Source organism: Rhodopseudomonas palustris (genome assembly GCF_007005445.1).
In the GTDB taxonomy this organism is placed as follows: domain Bacteria; phylum Pseudomonadota; class Alphaproteobacteria; order Rhizobiales; family Xanthobacteraceae; genus Rhodopseudomonas; species Rhodopseudomonas palustris_G.
This window is the reverse complement of the sequence record NZ_CP041387.1, coordinates 3,667,936-3,682,021: the sequence shown is the minus strand read 5'-3', so window position 1 is coordinate 3,682,021 and position 14,086 is coordinate 3,667,936. Positions and strand designations below refer to the sequence as shown.

At 65.8% G+C, this 14,086-nt stretch carries 14 protein-coding genes; 11 read left to right on the top strand and 3 right to left on the bottom strand.

All coding sequences use genetic code 11. The features are described from left to right. Position 1: 1 nt before the first annotated feature. Entirely contained in the window at positions 2 to 1,753 is a 1,752-nt protein-coding gene (locus tag FLL57_RS16855; protein WP_142883476.1) for a SulP family inorganic anion transporter, read from the top strand. Positions 1,754 to 1,852: 99 nt separating this feature from the next. Next, positions 1,853 to 2,692 carry a shikimate dehydrogenase gene (locus FLL57_RS16850; RefSeq protein WP_142883475.1) on the top strand — a complete coding sequence of 280 codons (840 nt, stop codon included), beginning with the start codon at positions 1,853 to 1,855 and terminating at the stop codon, positions 2,690 to 2,692. 31 nt (positions 2,693 to 2,723) lie between these two features. Here FLL57_RS16850 and FLL57_RS16845 read toward each other — a convergent pair whose 3' ends face one another. The 3 genes from FLL57_RS16845 to FLL57_RS16835 form a co-directional block, all read right to left on the bottom strand. Then, entirely contained in the window at positions 2,724 to 3,353 is a 630-nt protein-coding gene (locus FLL57_RS16845) for a trimeric intracellular cation channel family protein (RefSeq protein ID WP_013504188.1), read from the bottom strand. Positions 3,354 to 3,380: 27 nt separating this feature from the next. Then, on the bottom strand, positions 3,381 to 4,196 hold the full coding sequence (locus tag FLL57_RS16840; protein ID WP_142883474.1) for an enoyl-CoA hydratase/isomerase family protein: 816 nt from the start codon (positions 4,194 to 4,196) through the stop codon (positions 3,381 to 3,383). A gap of 187 nt (positions 4,197 to 4,383) precedes the next feature. Then, entirely contained in the window at positions 4,384 to 5,523 is a 1,140-nt protein-coding gene (locus FLL57_RS16835) for an alpha-hydroxy acid oxidase (protein WP_142883473.1), read from the bottom strand. A 163-nt stretch (positions 5,524 to 5,686) separates the two neighbouring features. Here FLL57_RS16835 and FLL57_RS23385 point away from each other — a divergent pair, with 163 nt between their 5' ends. From FLL57_RS23385 to FLL57_RS16795, 9 genes are all read left to right on the top strand, one after another. Next, positions 5,687 to 5,848 (top strand): hypothetical protein, encoded by a 162-nt coding sequence (locus FLL57_RS23385; protein WP_185966153.1) that lies wholly within the window; start codon positions 5,687 to 5,689, stop codon positions 5,846 to 5,848. A 201-nt stretch (positions 5,849 to 6,049) separates the two neighbouring features. Next, entirely contained in the window at positions 6,050 to 7,402 is a 1,353-nt protein-coding gene (gene glmM / locus FLL57_RS16830; RefSeq protein ID WP_013504184.1) for a phosphoglucosamine mutase, read from the top strand. A 169-nt stretch (positions 7,403 to 7,571) separates the two neighbouring features. Continuing rightward, entirely contained in the window at positions 7,572 to 8,837 is a 1,266-nt protein-coding gene (locus FLL57_RS16825; RefSeq protein WP_142883472.1) for an MFS transporter, read from the top strand. Positions 8,838 to 9,154: 317 nt separating this feature from the next. Further along, the gene (locus FLL57_RS16820) at positions 9,155 to 9,997 is read left to right on the top strand and encodes an outer membrane protein (RefSeq protein ID WP_142883471.1); all 843 of its coding nucleotides are present in this window, start codon (positions 9,155 to 9,157) and stop codon (positions 9,995 to 9,997) included. 146 nt (positions 9,998 to 10,143) lie between these two features. After that, complete coding sequence (locus FLL57_RS16815) at positions 10,144 to 10,962, top strand: outer membrane protein (protein ID WP_142883470.1); 819 nt, start codon at positions 10,144 to 10,146, stop codon at positions 10,960 to 10,962. Positions 10,963 to 11,029: 67 nt separating this feature from the next. Further along, positions 11,030 to 11,629, top strand: coding sequence for a glutathione S-transferase family protein (locus FLL57_RS16810; RefSeq protein WP_142883469.1), 600 nt, complete (start codon positions 11,030 to 11,032; stop codon positions 11,627 to 11,629). A gap of 8 nt (positions 11,630 to 11,637) precedes the next feature. Then, positions 11,638 to 12,108: a GNAT family N-acetyltransferase gene (locus FLL57_RS16805; RefSeq protein ID WP_142883468.1), complete on the top strand. Its 471-nt coding sequence runs from the start codon at positions 11,638 to 11,640 to the stop codon at positions 12,106 to 12,108. 171 nt (positions 12,109 to 12,279) lie between these two features. Continuing rightward, positions 12,280 to 12,804 (top strand): PAS domain-containing protein, encoded by a 525-nt coding sequence (locus FLL57_RS16800; RefSeq protein ID WP_142883467.1) that lies wholly within the window; start codon positions 12,280 to 12,282, stop codon positions 12,802 to 12,804. After that, positions 12,782 to 14,083, top strand: coding sequence for a methyl-accepting chemotaxis protein (locus tag FLL57_RS16795; RefSeq protein WP_142883466.1), 1,302 nt, complete (start codon positions 12,782 to 12,784; stop codon positions 14,081 to 14,083). Before FLL57_RS16800 ends, FLL57_RS16795 begins: the two co-directional genes overlap by 23 nt. Positions 14,084 to 14,086 lie beyond the last annotated feature (3 nt).

Here is a 14,086-nt window from a genome sequence, read left to right as displayed (position 1 = left end):
CATGGACACCTCCCGGCGACTTGTATCTGCGGCCAAACCGAGCTTCCGCGAGCTGTTCACGCCCAAACTGATCACCGTCCTGCGCGAGGGCTACGGCCTCGGCGATTTCCGCGCCGACCTGATCGCCGGCCTCACCGTCGCGATCGTGGCGCTGCCGCTGTCGACCGCGATCGCGATCGCCTCCGGCGTCACGCCGGATCGCGGGCTGTACGCCGCGGTGGTCGGCGGTTTCCTGGTCTCGCTGCTCGGCGGCTCCCGCTTCCAGATCGGCGGGCCGGCCGGCGCGTTCATCGTGCTGGTGATGCTCAGCGTGCAGCGTCACGGCATCGACGGCGTGCTGCTGGCCACCTTCCTGGCCGGCATCATGCTGGTGATCGCCGGCTTCCTGCAGATCGGCACCTACGTCAAATTCATTCCCTATCCGGTCACGGTCGGTTTCACCGCCGGCATCGCGGTGATCATCTTCGCCAGCCAGCTCAAGGATCTGCTCGGCATCGATCTGGCGCACGAGCCGGGGCCGTTCATTCCCAAACTCGAGGCGCTGGCGCAGGCGCTGCCGACCATGAACGTCTACGCGCTCGGCATCGCCGTCACCGCGATCGTGCTGATCGTGGGCTTGAAGAAGCTGCGCCCGAACTGGCCGGGGCTGCTGATCGCAGTCGCCGTCACCGCGGCGCTGGTGTGGGGCTTCTCGCTGCCGGTCGCGACCATCGGCACCAAGTTCGGCGGCATTCCGGAGAGTTTTCCGCTGCCGTCCTGGCCGGTGTTCTCGGTCGCCAAGGTGATCGAGGTGCTGCCCGACGCGATCGCGTTTGCGCTGCTCGGCGCCATCGAGTCGCTGCTCTCGGCGGTGGTCGCCGACGGCATGACCGGGCGGCGGCATCGCTCGAACTGCGAACTGGTGGCGCAGGGCGTCGCCAATATGGGCTCGGCACTGTTCGGCGGCATCTGCGTCACCGGCGCGATCGCCCGCACCGCCACCAACATCCGCACCGGCGCGCGCTCGCCGATCGCCGGCATGCTGCACTCCGTTTTCCTGCTGGTGTTCATGCTGGTGGCGGCGCCGCTGGCGAGCTACATCCCGCTCGCCACGCTCGCCGCGGTGCTGGCGATCGTCGCCTGGAACATGGCGGAGAAGCACGAATTCGCCACGCTGGTGCGCTCGTCACGTGGCGACGCGGTGGTGGTGCTGGCGACCTTCCTGCTCACCGTGTTCCGCGATCTCACCGAGGGCATCGTGGTCGGCTTCGCGCTCGGCGCGGTGCTGTTCATCCACCGCATGTCCGAAGTCACCGGCGTCGAGGCCTATTCCGGTCTGGCGCAGGAAGACCGGGCCGACGAGAGCGGCAAGCGCCGCGGCACCGCCGCCGACCTGGCGCTGGTCACCGATCCGGATGTCGTCGTCTATCGTATCACCGGGGCGTTCTTCTTCGGCGCCGCCGCGACGGTCTCTTCGGTGCTCAACAACATCGCCGATCGCCACAAGGTGTTCGTGGTCGATTTCGCCGCGGTGCCGCTGCTGGATTCCACCGCCGCGAATGCGATCTACCGGGTCGCGCTGTCGGCGCAGCGCAAGCGCATCAGGCTGATCATCACCGGCGCCTCGCCGACGGTGCGCCGCGCGCTGCTGACCCATGGCGTCAAGCCGCCGCTGGCGCACTACCGCGCCGACATCGCCAGCGCGGTCGACGAGATCAAGGGCAAGACCGCGGCCCCCGAGGACGCGGCGTCACAACAGCCCGTCTCGGCGTGAGGCCACGACTTCCGTCGGGCCGGCGTGTTTTGCGTTGACGCTGGCGCGGCGGCCTGATTTTCACAGGCTTCGGAGGTCTCGCGTCTGCTGGAGGGCGAAATGGCTGCGACCAAGCGCGCCGCGTGTCTGATCGGCTGGCCGGCGGCGCATTCGCGCTCGCCGCTGATCCATCATTACTGGCTGCGCCAGCTCGGCATCGAGGGCGGCTATTCGATCGAGGCGGTGCCGCCGGAAGGCTTCGCCGAATTCGTGCTGCATCTGAAGTCGCACGGCTATGTCGGCGCCAACGTTACCATCCCGCACAAGGAGCGCGCGCTGCAGCTCACCGAGCCGGACGCGCGCGCCCGCGCGGTCGGCGCCGCCAATACGCTGTACTACGATGGTGACTTGCTGCGCTCGACCAATACCGACATCGAAGGCTTCATCGGCAATCTCGACGCCTCGGCGCCGGGCTGGGACCGTACCGCGCATGCGCTGGTGCTGGGCGCCGGCGGTTCGTCGCGGGCGGTGGTGTATGGCCTGCTGGAGCGCGGCGTGCAGCGCATCGCGCTCGCCAACCGTTCGATCGAACGGGTGCAGGCCTTGCGCGATCTGTTCGGCGACCGGGTGGTGCCGATCGCCTGGCAGGACATTCCGGTGGCGCTGCCGGGCGCCGGGCTCCTGGTCAACACCACCTCGCTCGGGATGAAGGGGCAGCCGCCGCTTCAGATCGACCTGTCGGCGCTGCCGGCCGACGCGGTGGTGGCCGATCTGGTCTACGTGCCGCTGGAAACCGATCTGCTCGCCGCCGCCAGGGCGCGCGGCCTGCGCACCGCGGACGGCCTCGGCATGCTGCTGCACCAGGCGGTACGCGGCTTCGACCTGTGGTTCGGCGCGCGGCCCCACGTCACCGCGGAGCTGCGGGCGCTGGTCGAGGCGGATCTGCTCGGACACACATGAGGCGGACGCCTGCCACCGGCCTGCACGCGTGTCATTCGTCCCGGGCGCCGGGCCGGGATCGATAACGCGGCAGCGACCAGCCGCGCTGCAGCGCCGCGGCACGGATCAGCAGCGCCAGCGTAAAGCCGGCGATCGTGCCGAGTTCGCGGCTCGCGCCCAGAGCGGTGGACGCCTCGTAGGTCGCAGCGCCGACCAGCGCGGCGGTGACGTAGATCTCGCGGCGGAGGATGACCGGAATTTCGCCGCCGAGCAGATCGCGGATGATGCCGCCGAAGGTCGCCGTGACGACGCCCATCGCCACCGCGACGATGCCGTTGGCGCCGGCCAGCGCGGCGCGCTCGGCCCCGCTGACCGCAAACAGCGCCATGCCGATGGCGTCGAGCCACAACAGCATTTTGTAGCGCGAATGCGGGATGTGCGCGGTGAAGAACACGATTCCGGAAACCAGCACGCAGGCCACCAGATAGGCCGGCTCGCGGATCCAGAACACCGGCTGGTCGAGCAGCACGTCGCGCAGCGTGCCGCCGCCGATGCCGGTCGCGGTGCCGAGCAGCGCGAAGCCGACGATGTCCATTTCCTTGCGCGACGCCACCAGCGCGCCGGTGACGGCGAACACCACCACGCCGAGCCAGTCGAGCAGCGTCGTGACGGTCTCGAACATCGTGCGTCTCCGAGCAGTCGCCGGTCCTCAGCGGCCGACGAACTTCGCCTCGCGCTTCTCCATGAAGGCCGCGATGCCTTCCTTCATGTCCTGCGTCTTGAACAGCGGCAGGAGCTGCAAGTACACGTGATGGACGTGATCCGGGAAGGTTTCGTTGAGGCCCATCCGCATCATCCGCTTGGCCGCCTGCACCGCCAGCGGCGCGTTGCCGGCGATCTCCCTGGCGACCGCGCGGGCGCGGCCCATCAGCTCGGCGTCGGGCACGACTTCGTTGGCGAGGCCCCATTCCAGGCTCTCGCGCGCGCTTAACGTACGCCCGGTGAAGATCAGCTCGGCTGCCTTGGCCCAGCCGATCATTCGCGGCAGAAACCAGGTGCCGCCGCTCTCCGGCACCACGCCGCGCTTGACGAACGCGGCAGCCAGCTTGGCGGATTCCGCCATGATCCGGATGTCGCAGCCGAGTGCGGTATCCATGCCGTAGCCGGCCGCGCCGCCATTGACCGCGCAGATGGTCGGCTTGTCCATCGCCTGCAGCACGGTCGGCGGGGTGTTGCGCAGGTCGAGCGTGGTCGGCGACGACGCAGCGCTGAGGCCTTCGTCGCCGCGCTCCTTGGTGAGGTCGAGCCCGGCGCAGAACGCCCGGCCGTTGCCGGTGAGAATGACGCAGCGGACGTCCGGGTCTTCATTCGCCTTGGTGAGCAGCGCCGCCAGCGTGTTGAGCATCGGCCCGGAGATGGTGTTCAGCCGCTCCGGCGCGTTCAGCGTGATCGTGGCGATGTGATCCTCGACCGCATAGAGCACTTCGCTGGAAGCGGTCTGCGGCGCGCGTTGCGTATCAGTCATGGATTTCCTCCGGTTGTTGTTGTTCGTTGTTTGTGAGTTATCTCCCCGTCATTGCGAGGAGGCGAGGCCGACGAAGCAATCCAGCTCAGAGGACCGGGCTCTGGACTGCTTCGCGGAGCTTGTCATCGGGCGTCATTTCGTGTCGCCCCGTTGGCGCGCAATGACGCGCGGAGAGTGCAGGTCGGACTTACTCCGCCAGCACCTTCTCGTCGATCTCGTGGATCGAATTGACGCCGCACAGGCCCATCGTGGTCGACAGCTCTTTGCCGATGATGTCGATCGCCTTGGCGACGCCCGGGCCGCCATAGGCGCCGAGGCCGTAGATGTAGGCGCGGCCGATCATGCAGCTCCTGGCGCCGAGCGCCAGCGCCCGCATCACGTCCTGGCCGGAGCGGATGCCGCCGTCGAACATCACCTCGATGTGCGACCCGACGGTGTGGACGATCTCCGGCAGCACCTCGATCGACGACGGCGCGCCGTCGAGCTGGCGGCCGCCGTGGTTCGACACCACCAGCGCCTCGGCGCCGACCTTCACCGCCTCGCGGGCGTCCTCGACGTCGAGAATGCCCTTGATGATCAGCTTGCCCGGCCAGATCGAACGGATCCAGTCGATGTCGCGCCAGTTCAGCGAGGCGTCGAACTGCGACGCCACCCAGGCCGACACCGATTCCAGATCCTTGGAACCGGGCAGGTGGCCGGCGATGTTGCCGAAGTTGCGCCGCGGCGTGCCGAGAATGCCCTTCACCCAGCCCGGTTTGGTGGCGATGTCGAGCACGTTCTTCAGCTTGAACAGTTGCGGCGGCACCGTCATGCCGTTCTTGATGTCCTGATGGCGCTGGCCGATCACCTGCAGATCGACCGTCAGCACCAGCGCGCTGCATTTCGCCGCGATCGCGCGCTCGATCAGCGCTTTGACGAAGCCGCGGTCGCGCATCACGTAGAGCTGGAACCAGAACGGCTTGTCGACATTGGCGGCGACGTCCTCGATCGAACAGATCGACATCGTCGACAGCGTGTAGGGGATGCCGGCGGCCTGTGCGGCGCGGCAGGCGAGGATCTCGCCGTCGGCATGCTGCATCCCGGTCGAGCCGACCGGCGCCAGAATCAGCGGCATCGCATAGGTGTCGCCCAGGATGGTGGTCGACAGTTCGCGCTTGGAGATGTCGACCAGGATGCGCTGACGGAACTTGATCCGCTTCAGGTCGTCCACATTCGCCCGCAGCGTCTCCTCGGCGTAGGAGCCGTGGTCGACGTAATCGAAGAACATCTTCGGCACCCGCCGCTTGTGAATCTGGCGGAGGTCTTCGATGCAGGTGATCTCTTTCATGGAATTGCCGTCTGCCTGTTGCCGTTGGGGTGCGCGGTCCGTCCTGTAGCACGCGGACGCAATGTGCAAAATCGTCGCGTCAGGGGCCCGGTGAGGTCCGGGAACTCGCTGCATCGCAGCGCGTTTTCCATTCCAGTTCGCAAAGGTGGAGCAGGAGGACGTGATGACCGACGCCAAGACCGCCGATACCCCGACCAAGGACAAGAAAGAGTTGGAAGAGCAGCTCAACGAGGGCCTTGAAGAGTCGTTTCCGGGCTCCGATCCGGTCAGCGTCACCCAGCCGGCACCGTCGAAGCCGGATGGGGATAAGCGCCGGAAGGGTTAATCACCCAACCCTGAGCATTGCCGGATAAACTCGGTATTTCAAAGGATTACGCCGCTGGCCCAGGTCGGCGGCGTAATCTTTGATTACATTTTTTGAAGTCCCCGCAACCATTTTGGGCCTATAAGGCCGTTTCGCCGCACGGCAAGCCCCGGACGAATCGGGGTTTTTTGATCGTGACCGGCAAGGGCGGGGGATGATTGGATGAGCCGCAGATATTTCGGGACGGACGGAATCCGGGGCCGCGCCAATGGTCTGATCACGCCGGAATTGGCGTTGAAGGTCGGTCAGGCCGCCGGCCTCGCGTTTCAGCGCGGCGAGCACCGCCATCGGGTGGTGATCGGCAAGGACACCCGCCTGTCCGGCTATATGATCGAGAACGCGCTGGTCGCGGGCTTCACTTCGGTCGGGATGGACGTGCTGCTGGTCGGCCCGATGCCGACGCCGGCGGTCGCGATGCTGACCAAGTCGATGCGCGCCGACCTCGGCGTGATGATCTCGGCGTCGCATAATCTGTTCGAGGACAACGGCATCAAGCTGTTCGGCCCGCTCGGCTACAAGCTCAGCGACGACGTCGAAAAGCAGATCGAGCTGATGCTCGACGATTCGCTCGACAAGAAGCTGGCGCAGAGCGCGAGCCTCGGCCGCGCCCGCCGCATCGACGGCGTCCACGACCGCTACATCGAATTCGCCAAGCGGACGCTGCCGCGCGAACTGAGCCTCGAAGGGCTGCGCGTGGTGATCGATTGCGCCAACGGCGCCGCCTACCGGGTGGTGCCGGAGGCGCTGTGGGAGCTCGGCGCCGACGTGATCTCGATCGGGGTCGAGCCCGACGGCTTCAACATCAACAAGGAATGCGGCTCCACCGCGCCGCAGGCGCTGTGCGCCAAGGTCCGCGAGATGCGCGCCGACATCGGCATCGCGCTCGACGGCGATGCCGACCGCGTCATCCTGGTCGACGAGCGCGGCCACGTGGTCGACGGCGATCAGCTTCTGGCGGTGATCGGCCAGAGCTGGAAGGAAGACGGCCGGCTCGCCAAGCCGGGCGTGGTCGCCACCGTGATGTCCAATCTCGGGCTGGAGCGCTTCCTGGCGAGCGAGGGCATCGCGCTGCTGCGCACCCCGGTCGGCGACCGCTACGTGCTCGAGCAGATGCTGAAGGACGGCTACAATGTCGGCGGCGAGTCCTCCGGCCACATCATCCTGTCGGACTTCAACACCACCGGCGACGGCTTCGTCGCGGCGCTGCAGGTGCTGGCGATGGTGCAGAAGCTCGGCCGTCCGGTGTCGGAAGTCTGCCACCGCTTCGATCCGCTGCCGCAGATCCTGAAGAACGTGCGCTATCGCAGCGGCCGTCCGCTCGACGACAGCGGCGTGATCGCGGCGATCGAGGACGGCGAGAAGCGGCTGAACGGCCACGGCCGGCTGCTGATCCGCCCGTCGGGCACCGAGCCGGTGATCCGGGTGATGGGCGAGGGCGACGATCACGACGTCGTCGAGGAAGTGGTCGACAGCATCGTCGACGCGCTCGGCAATGCGGCGTCGGCCGCCGCCTGAGCGGGGCATCTGCGACAGGCGGCGCGTTGCAACGCTGCCATCGCGAATCCGCGCTACACACCCGCGCTACCTGCTACTAATTTGACGGCGGTCGGCCAATGTGCCGGCCGTTCGTCGTTATTGCGCCGCGAAATTCAGCCGGCGCCAGCACGCCATTTCAGGAAACGCCGTGAACAAGCCTGTCATCGTCGATGCGGATATCGCTGCTCCGGTCAATCCGGCCGAGCTGCCGCTCCCCGAACTCACCAAGCCGGCGGCGCCGGCCGCGGCCGGGCCGGCCTATGTCGTGCTCGGGGGCATCAGTTTCTCGCATTTCCTCAACGACACCATGCAGTCGCTGATTCCGTCGGTGTATCCGATCCTGAAGGCGAACTACGCGCTCGACTTCGGCCAGATCGGCATGATCACGCTGGCGTTCCAGTTCACAGCCTCGCTGTTGCAGCCGGTCGTCGGGCACATCACCGACAAGAAGGCGCAGCCGTTCTCGCTGGCGATCGGCATGGGCTCGACCTTTCTGGGCCTGCTGCTGCTCAGCGTCGCGCATTCCTACGCGGTGATCCTGATCGCCGCGGCGATGATCGGGCTCGGCTCGGCGGTGTTTCACCCCGAGTCGGCGCGGATCGCGCGGCTCGCCTCCGGGGGCCGCCACGGCATGGCGCAGTCGGTGTTTCAGGTCGGCGGCAATGCCGGCACCGCGCTCGGCCCGATCCTGGCGGCGCTGATCGTGGTGCCGTTCGGCCAGCCGTCGATCGCCTGGTTCTCGTCGATCGCGTTCCTGGCCATCATCGTGCTGTGGCGGATCGGCGTGTGGTACAAGCCGCAGGTCGCCGGCAAGAAGAAGATGGTGGTGCAGCCGCATCCGCACGCTCCGAGCCGGCGCCGGGTGATGGTCGCGCTGGTGGTGCTGGTGGCGCTGCTGTTCTCCAAGCAGCTCTATCTGTCGAGCCTGTCGAGCTACTACACGTTCTATCTGATCGAGAAGTTCCAGGTCTCGACCCAGACCGCGCAGATCTTCCTGTTCATCTTCCTGGCCGCCACCGCGGCCGGGGTGTTCTTCGGCGGGCCGCTCGGCGACCGGTTCGGCCGCCGCTACGTGATCTGGTTCTCCATCCTCGGCATCCTGCCGTTCACCCTGGCGCTGCCCTACGCCGGGCTGTACGGCAGCGCGGTGCTGACGGTGTTCATCGGCTTCATCCTGGCGTCGGCGACGCCGGCCATCATCGTGTTCGCCCAGGAGCTGATGCCGCACCGGTTCGGCATGATCTCCGGGGTGTTCTTCGGCTTCGCCTTCGGCATCGGCGGCCTCGGAGCGGCGGCGCTCGGCGAGCTCGCCGACATCCGCGGCATCGATTTCGTCTACCAGGTCTGCTCGTTCCTGCCGGCGCTCGGGCTGCTGGCGGTGCTGCTGCCGAAGATGCCGCGTCACATGCACTGATTTGGGCCGTCCGCAGTCGGTACGCGTCGGCCGCAGCCTCGGTCGATCCACGGCTCCGGTTCCGTTCGGGAACCGGGGCCGTCGTCGTTTGGCACAGCGCTCTGCGCGGGCGTCGTCAACGATTTGTTAGCAATCAAGACCGTCGTGCCGGCTCGCTGCCGCCCGCTTGGTTATCAGTCAGGTAGTTGGGGTCATCAAATATCAACCTTAAAAATTAGGGTTAAGTTGCGCTTAAGGAATTGGTGGCATCGTCCGATCTCATAGGTTTCCGGGTGTGGGGCCTTCGTAATTGATCATTGGACCAAAGGACGAAGCCAATGCGTAGCGTGAAGATGATGATGGCCGCCGGAGCGGCTTCGCTGATTGCCTCGGCCGCGATGGCGGCCGACATGCCGATCGCCCCGCCGCCCGCTTATGCGCCGCCCCCGGCCGAGGATTTCGGCGGCTGGTATCTGCGCGGCGACATCGGGTTCAGCAACCAGCAGGTCAAGCGTCGCGAATATTACAGCTACCCGAACCTGCAGTCGCTCGACCAGAGCACCAGTTTCGACTCCGCGGGCATCTACGGCATCGGCGTCGGTTATCAATTCAATCCCTGGCTGCGTGGTGACATTACGGGTCAGTATCGTGGCAAGGCCAACATGAAGGGTCTTGATCTGACTTCGTATTACGACACGGGCACCCTACAGCGCGGCAGTAATGTCTATGGCGGTAGCAAGTCCGAGTGGGTCGTAATGGCAAACGCCTATGTCGATCTGGGCACTTGGTGGTGCATCACGCCGTTTGTCGGCGCCGGCGTCGGTATGTCGTACAACACCATCTCCAATTTCACCGACATGGGCGCGAACGGCTCTTATCTGTATGGTACTGTGCCGAGCGCGGCTTATGCGTCGAGCGCCTCGAAGTGGAATTTGGCCTGGGCGGCGCATGCCGGTCTGGCCTACAAGGTCAATCCGAACCTGACGGTCGAATTGGCCTACAGCTACATGAATCTCGGCGACGGTCTTACCGGCAGCTTGATCACCAAGGATGGCGCGACGGCGAATCAGGCGATGACCTTCAAGGACATCACCTCGCACGACGTGAAATTCGGCGTCCGCTGGAATCTCGACTCTGGTCCGGTCTACCCCGCCCCGCCGGTGCTGATGCGCAAGGGCTGACCGCCCTCCATTCGTTTACGAGTGTTAACGGCGCGGGAGCTTCCCGCGCCGTTTTTGTTATCTGCGGAGTTGCTCCGACAACGAAGAATTAAGGTTAACGCCGCATGATCAGCAGCGTGGAAAGGTTTCGTCGGGGGAGTGTGGCGATGCGTAGAGTTGTGGTGGCCGCTGCGGTCGGCGTGATGGCACAGACGGCGTATGCGGCCGACATGCCGGACTACGGCCCGCTCCGCGGCGCGCTGGTAGAGACTGCCCGGGTGGTCAATTGGGAAGGCTTCTACGTTGGTGGCCAGGCCGGCTACGGCACGTCAGACATGGATTTCACTGACGCCACCAGCAGCCTCGCGCATCAGCAGATGGTGCTGACCGCCATCGAGAACGAGTACAACGTTTCACGCTGGCCGGTCCTCGGCAAGAAATCCAGCCATGGCAGCGGCTACGGCGGATTCATCGGCTACAATTGGCAGTGGGACGATGTCGTGCTCGGACTCGAAGCCAACTACATGCATGGCAATTTCGGCGGTTCCGACTTCGGCGGGATGGGTCGCATCTTCACCACGTCGAACGGCTACACCAACGACGTGTATTATTCGGCCGCTGCGACGATGAATGTGAAAGACATCGGATCGGTGCGGGCCCGCGCCGCCTATGCGTTCGGCAGCTTCCTGCCCTATGCGTTCGGCGGGGTTTCACTCGGCCAGGCCGACATTGTCCGCACAGCCTCGATTTCGGGTACCCAGGTCAACACCAGCGCTGCGCCCGGCTTCCAGTATGTTCCGTTCAGCGGCAGCCTCACTCAGGTGCAGAACAACCACTTCATCTACGGCTACGCAGGCGGCGTCGGCATGGACATGATGATCACGCGCGGCCTGTTCGTCCGTGCCGAGTGGGAGTATCTGAAATTCGCGGCGCCGATCAACACGGCAGTGTCTACGGTCCGTGGCGGCATCGGCTACAAGTTCTGATCTTGCCGGTCGATGGAGGCGCGGGTCGCTGCCCGTCTCCATCTGGAGAGGGAGCATCCTGTAGGCTATGAAGATCTACGGCGATCTCAATTCCGGCAACTGCCTGAAGGTGAAGTGGACCTGCGACCGGCTGGGGCTGCCGTATGAGTGGATCGCCGTCGATACGATGAAGGGCGAGTCCCGGACGCCGGCGTTTCTGGCGCTGAACCCGGCCGGGCAGGTTCCGGTGGTCGGCTTCGACGATGGCCGCACGCTGGCGCAGTCCAATGCCATCATCCGCTATCTGGCCCGCGGCAGCGATCTGATCCCGACTGATCCGTGGCTCGCGGCCAAGATGGACGAGTGGCTGTTCTGGGAGCAGTACAGCCATGAGCCGTATATCGCGGTGTGCCGATTCCAGATGGTCTATCTCGGTATGCCGGCCGACGAACTCGACCCGGACAGGGTACGCCGCGGGCACGTGGCGCTGAAGCGGATGGAGCAGCATCTGGCGGCGTCCGCCGTTCTCGTCGGCGATCGGCTGTCGCTCGCCGACGTGGCGCTGCTGGCGTATACGCGGATGGCCGAGCAGGGCGGCTTCGCACTGCAGGACTATCCGGCCGTTCGGGACTGGATCGGCCGCGCCGAGGCCGGCCTCGGCCTGCCTGCGTTCGACCCCGCGACCTGATCGCCTCGATGAGTGCCGATCCCGCCGTCGCCATTCGCTCGGCCCGCCGCGCGGATGTGTTCGCGATCGTCGCGATGCTCGCAGACGATCATCTGGGCGCGGGGCGCGAGCGGCTCGAAGACCCGCTGCCGGACTCCTACTACGCGGCGTTCGACGCGCTGCAACGGTCGCCGCAGATCCGGATGGTGGTGGCGGAAGATCAGGACGGCCGCGTGGTCGGCTGCCTGCAGCTCGCGGTGCTGCCCGGCCTCAGTTCGCAAGGTGCCTCGCGGGCGATCATCGAGGATGTGCGCGTCGCCCGCGACTGCCGCAGCCGCGGCATCGGCGAGGTGCTGGTGCGCTGGGCGATCGGGCAGGCGCGCGACCAGGGCTGCCGGCTCGTCGAATTATTCACCCATCAGAGCCGCGTCGACGCCCAGCGGTTCTATGCCCGGCTCGGCTTTCAGCCGTCCCATGTCGGGATGACGATGCGGTTTTGAATCGATTGTTCCACAATACCATCATACCCAGGTATTGCTACTGAGTGGCAGTTTAACGCAGCAGTAAGCCGGTCGATCAGAATCTGTGCGGTAGAAGACGCGTCGTTGTCTCAGGGGGAAAACCCGTCTGAGACCGTCATTCAGGCGGAATCAACCAGGAGCGCACGACCGATGGCTCGGCCGCAGGTGAAGCCGACGGGTATCGAATGCCCGTTCGACGAAGATGAGTTGATCGTATCCAAGACCGACCTCAAGGGACATATTACTTACGCCAACGACGTGTTCGTCCGGCTGGCAAAATTCCCCCGCTCGGAAGTAATCGGCGCGCCGCATTCGCTGGTGCGCCACCCGGACATGCCGCGCGCGATCTTCAAGCTGCTGTGGGACACCATCCAGGCCAAGAAGGAGATCTTCGCCTATGTGGTGAACATGGCCCGCGACGGCGATCACTACTGGGTGTTCGCCCACGTCACGCCGACGCTCGACGCCAACCGCAACGTCACCGGCTTCCATTCCAACCGCCGCAAACCCGATCGCGAACAGGTCACCCGAATCGAGGCGCTGTATCGCCAGTTGCGCGACGAGGAGAACCGGCATCGCAACGCCAAGGACGGCATGTTGGCGGGCTATGCGTTGCTGATGAGCACGATCAAAGAGCGGGGAGTGGAGTACGATGAATTCATCTTCTCTGTCTAAGGCGATCGTCGCCCTCGTCGCCGCCGCGGTGGTGATGGTGGGGCTGAGCGCCATCGGCATGGTGATCGGGTCGCTCGGCTATGTCGTCGAGTTGGTTGCGATGGGCATCGGCCTTTCTTTGCTCGGTTACGCGGTGTGGCTGCTGCGCCGAACCTCCGCGGCGATGAACGAGATCGCCGCGGTTTGCGTCGAGGCCGCGCACGGCAATCTGGAGGCGCGTGTCCAGGGCCGCCGCGACGGCGGCGAGATCGGGCGGGCCCAGGCCGAGGTCAACAACATGCTCGACATCGTCGACGCCTTCGTTCGCGAGGCGTCGGCGTCGATGGAGTATGTCAGCCAGGGCAAGACCTTCCGCAAGGTGCTGACCCGCGGCCTGCCGGGCTCGTTCAAGAACGCCTCGGTGGTGATCAACAGCGCTTCCGACTCGATGGACCGCCGGGTGCGCGAGGTGGCCAAGGAAGCGCAGTGCTTCGCGGCCGGCATGGACGACGTCGCAGGACTGCTGACGACGGCTTCCACCGGGTTGAAGTCCGATGCCGGTGCGATGGCCGAGGCGGCCGAAGAAACCAGCCGTCAATCGGTCAGCGTAGCGTCGGGCGCCGAACAAGCCTCGGCGAACGTGCAGACGGTGGCCAGCGCGGCGGAACAGCTCACCGCGTCGATCGCCGAGATCTCCCGGCAGATCCAGCATTCCACCACCAGCACCCATCAGGCGGTGGACGAGGCGGCCCAGACCACCGACAAGATCAGGCGCCTCGCCGACGCGGCGCAGCGGATCGGCGACGTCGTCAAGCTGATCAACGCGGTCGCGGCGCAGACCAATCTGCTGGCGCTCAACGCCACGATCGAGGCGGCACGCGCCGGCGAGTCCGGCCGCGGCTTCGCGGTGGTGGCGGCGGAAGTGAAGGCGCTCGCCAGCCAGACCGCCAAGGCCACCGAAGAGATCACCGCGCGGATCGGCGAGATGCAGTCGATCACCGAGGAATCGGTCGGCGCCGTCGAGGCGATCAGCTGGCGGATCAGCGAGATCAACGAAGTCAGCACCTCGATCGCCTCCGCGGTCGAGCAGCAGGGCGCGGCGACGCGCGAGATCGCCAGCAACGTGCAGCAGGCCTCGTCCGGCACTGCGCTGGTGACGTCGAACGTCGTTGGTATCAGTCACGCCGCCGAAGACACCGGCAAGATCGCGATGCGGGTCAACGGCGTCTCCGGCGAGATCGCCGGCCAGGTCGATAAGTTGCGCGCCGAGGTGCACAGATTCGTCGCCAAGGTCGCCTGAGCC

Excerpts from the sequence above, each read along its gene's own strand:
- FLL57_RS16855 (WP_142883476.1), top strand. The coding sequence starts at position 2 with ATGGACACCTCCCGGCGACTTGTATCTGCGGCCAAACCGAGCTTCCGC.
- FLL57_RS16850 (WP_142883475.1), top strand. The coding sequence starts at position 1,853 with ATGGCTGCGACCAAGCGCGCCGCGTGTCTGATCGGCTGGCCGGCGGCG.
- FLL57_RS16845 (WP_013504188.1), bottom strand. The coding sequence starts at position 3,353 with ATGTTCGAGACCGTCACGACGCTGCTCGACTGGCTCGGCGTGGTGGTG.
- FLL57_RS16840 (WP_142883474.1), bottom strand. The coding sequence starts at position 4,196 with ATGACTGATACGCAACGCGCGCCGCAGACCGCTTCCAGCGAAGTGCTC.
- FLL57_RS16835 (WP_142883473.1), bottom strand. The coding sequence starts at position 5,523 with ATGAAAGAGATCACCTGCATCGAAGACCTCCGCCAGATTCACAAGCGG.
- FLL57_RS23385 (WP_185966153.1), top strand. The coding sequence starts at position 5,687 with ATGACCGACGCCAAGACCGCCGATACCCCGACCAAGGACAAGAAAGAG.
- glmM (WP_013504184.1), top strand. The coding sequence starts at position 6,050 with ATGAGCCGCAGATATTTCGGGACGGACGGAATCCGGGGCCGCGCCAAT.
- FLL57_RS16820 (WP_142883471.1), top strand. The coding sequence starts at position 9,155 with ATGCGTAGCGTGAAGATGATGATGGCCGCCGGAGCGGCTTCGCTGATT.
- FLL57_RS16815 (WP_142883470.1), top strand. The coding sequence starts at position 10,144 with ATGCGTAGAGTTGTGGTGGCCGCTGCGGTCGGCGTGATGGCACAGACG.
- FLL57_RS16810 (WP_142883469.1), top strand. The coding sequence starts at position 11,030 with ATGAAGATCTACGGCGATCTCAATTCCGGCAACTGCCTGAAGGTGAAG.
- FLL57_RS16805 (WP_142883468.1), top strand. The coding sequence starts at position 11,638 with ATGAGTGCCGATCCCGCCGTCGCCATTCGCTCGGCCCGCCGCGCGGAT.
- FLL57_RS16800 (WP_142883467.1), top strand. The coding sequence starts at position 12,280 with ATGGCTCGGCCGCAGGTGAAGCCGACGGGTATCGAATGCCCGTTCGAC.
- FLL57_RS16795 (WP_142883466.1), top strand. The coding sequence starts at position 12,782 with ATGAATTCATCTTCTCTGTCTAAGGCGATCGTCGCCCTCGTCGCCGCC.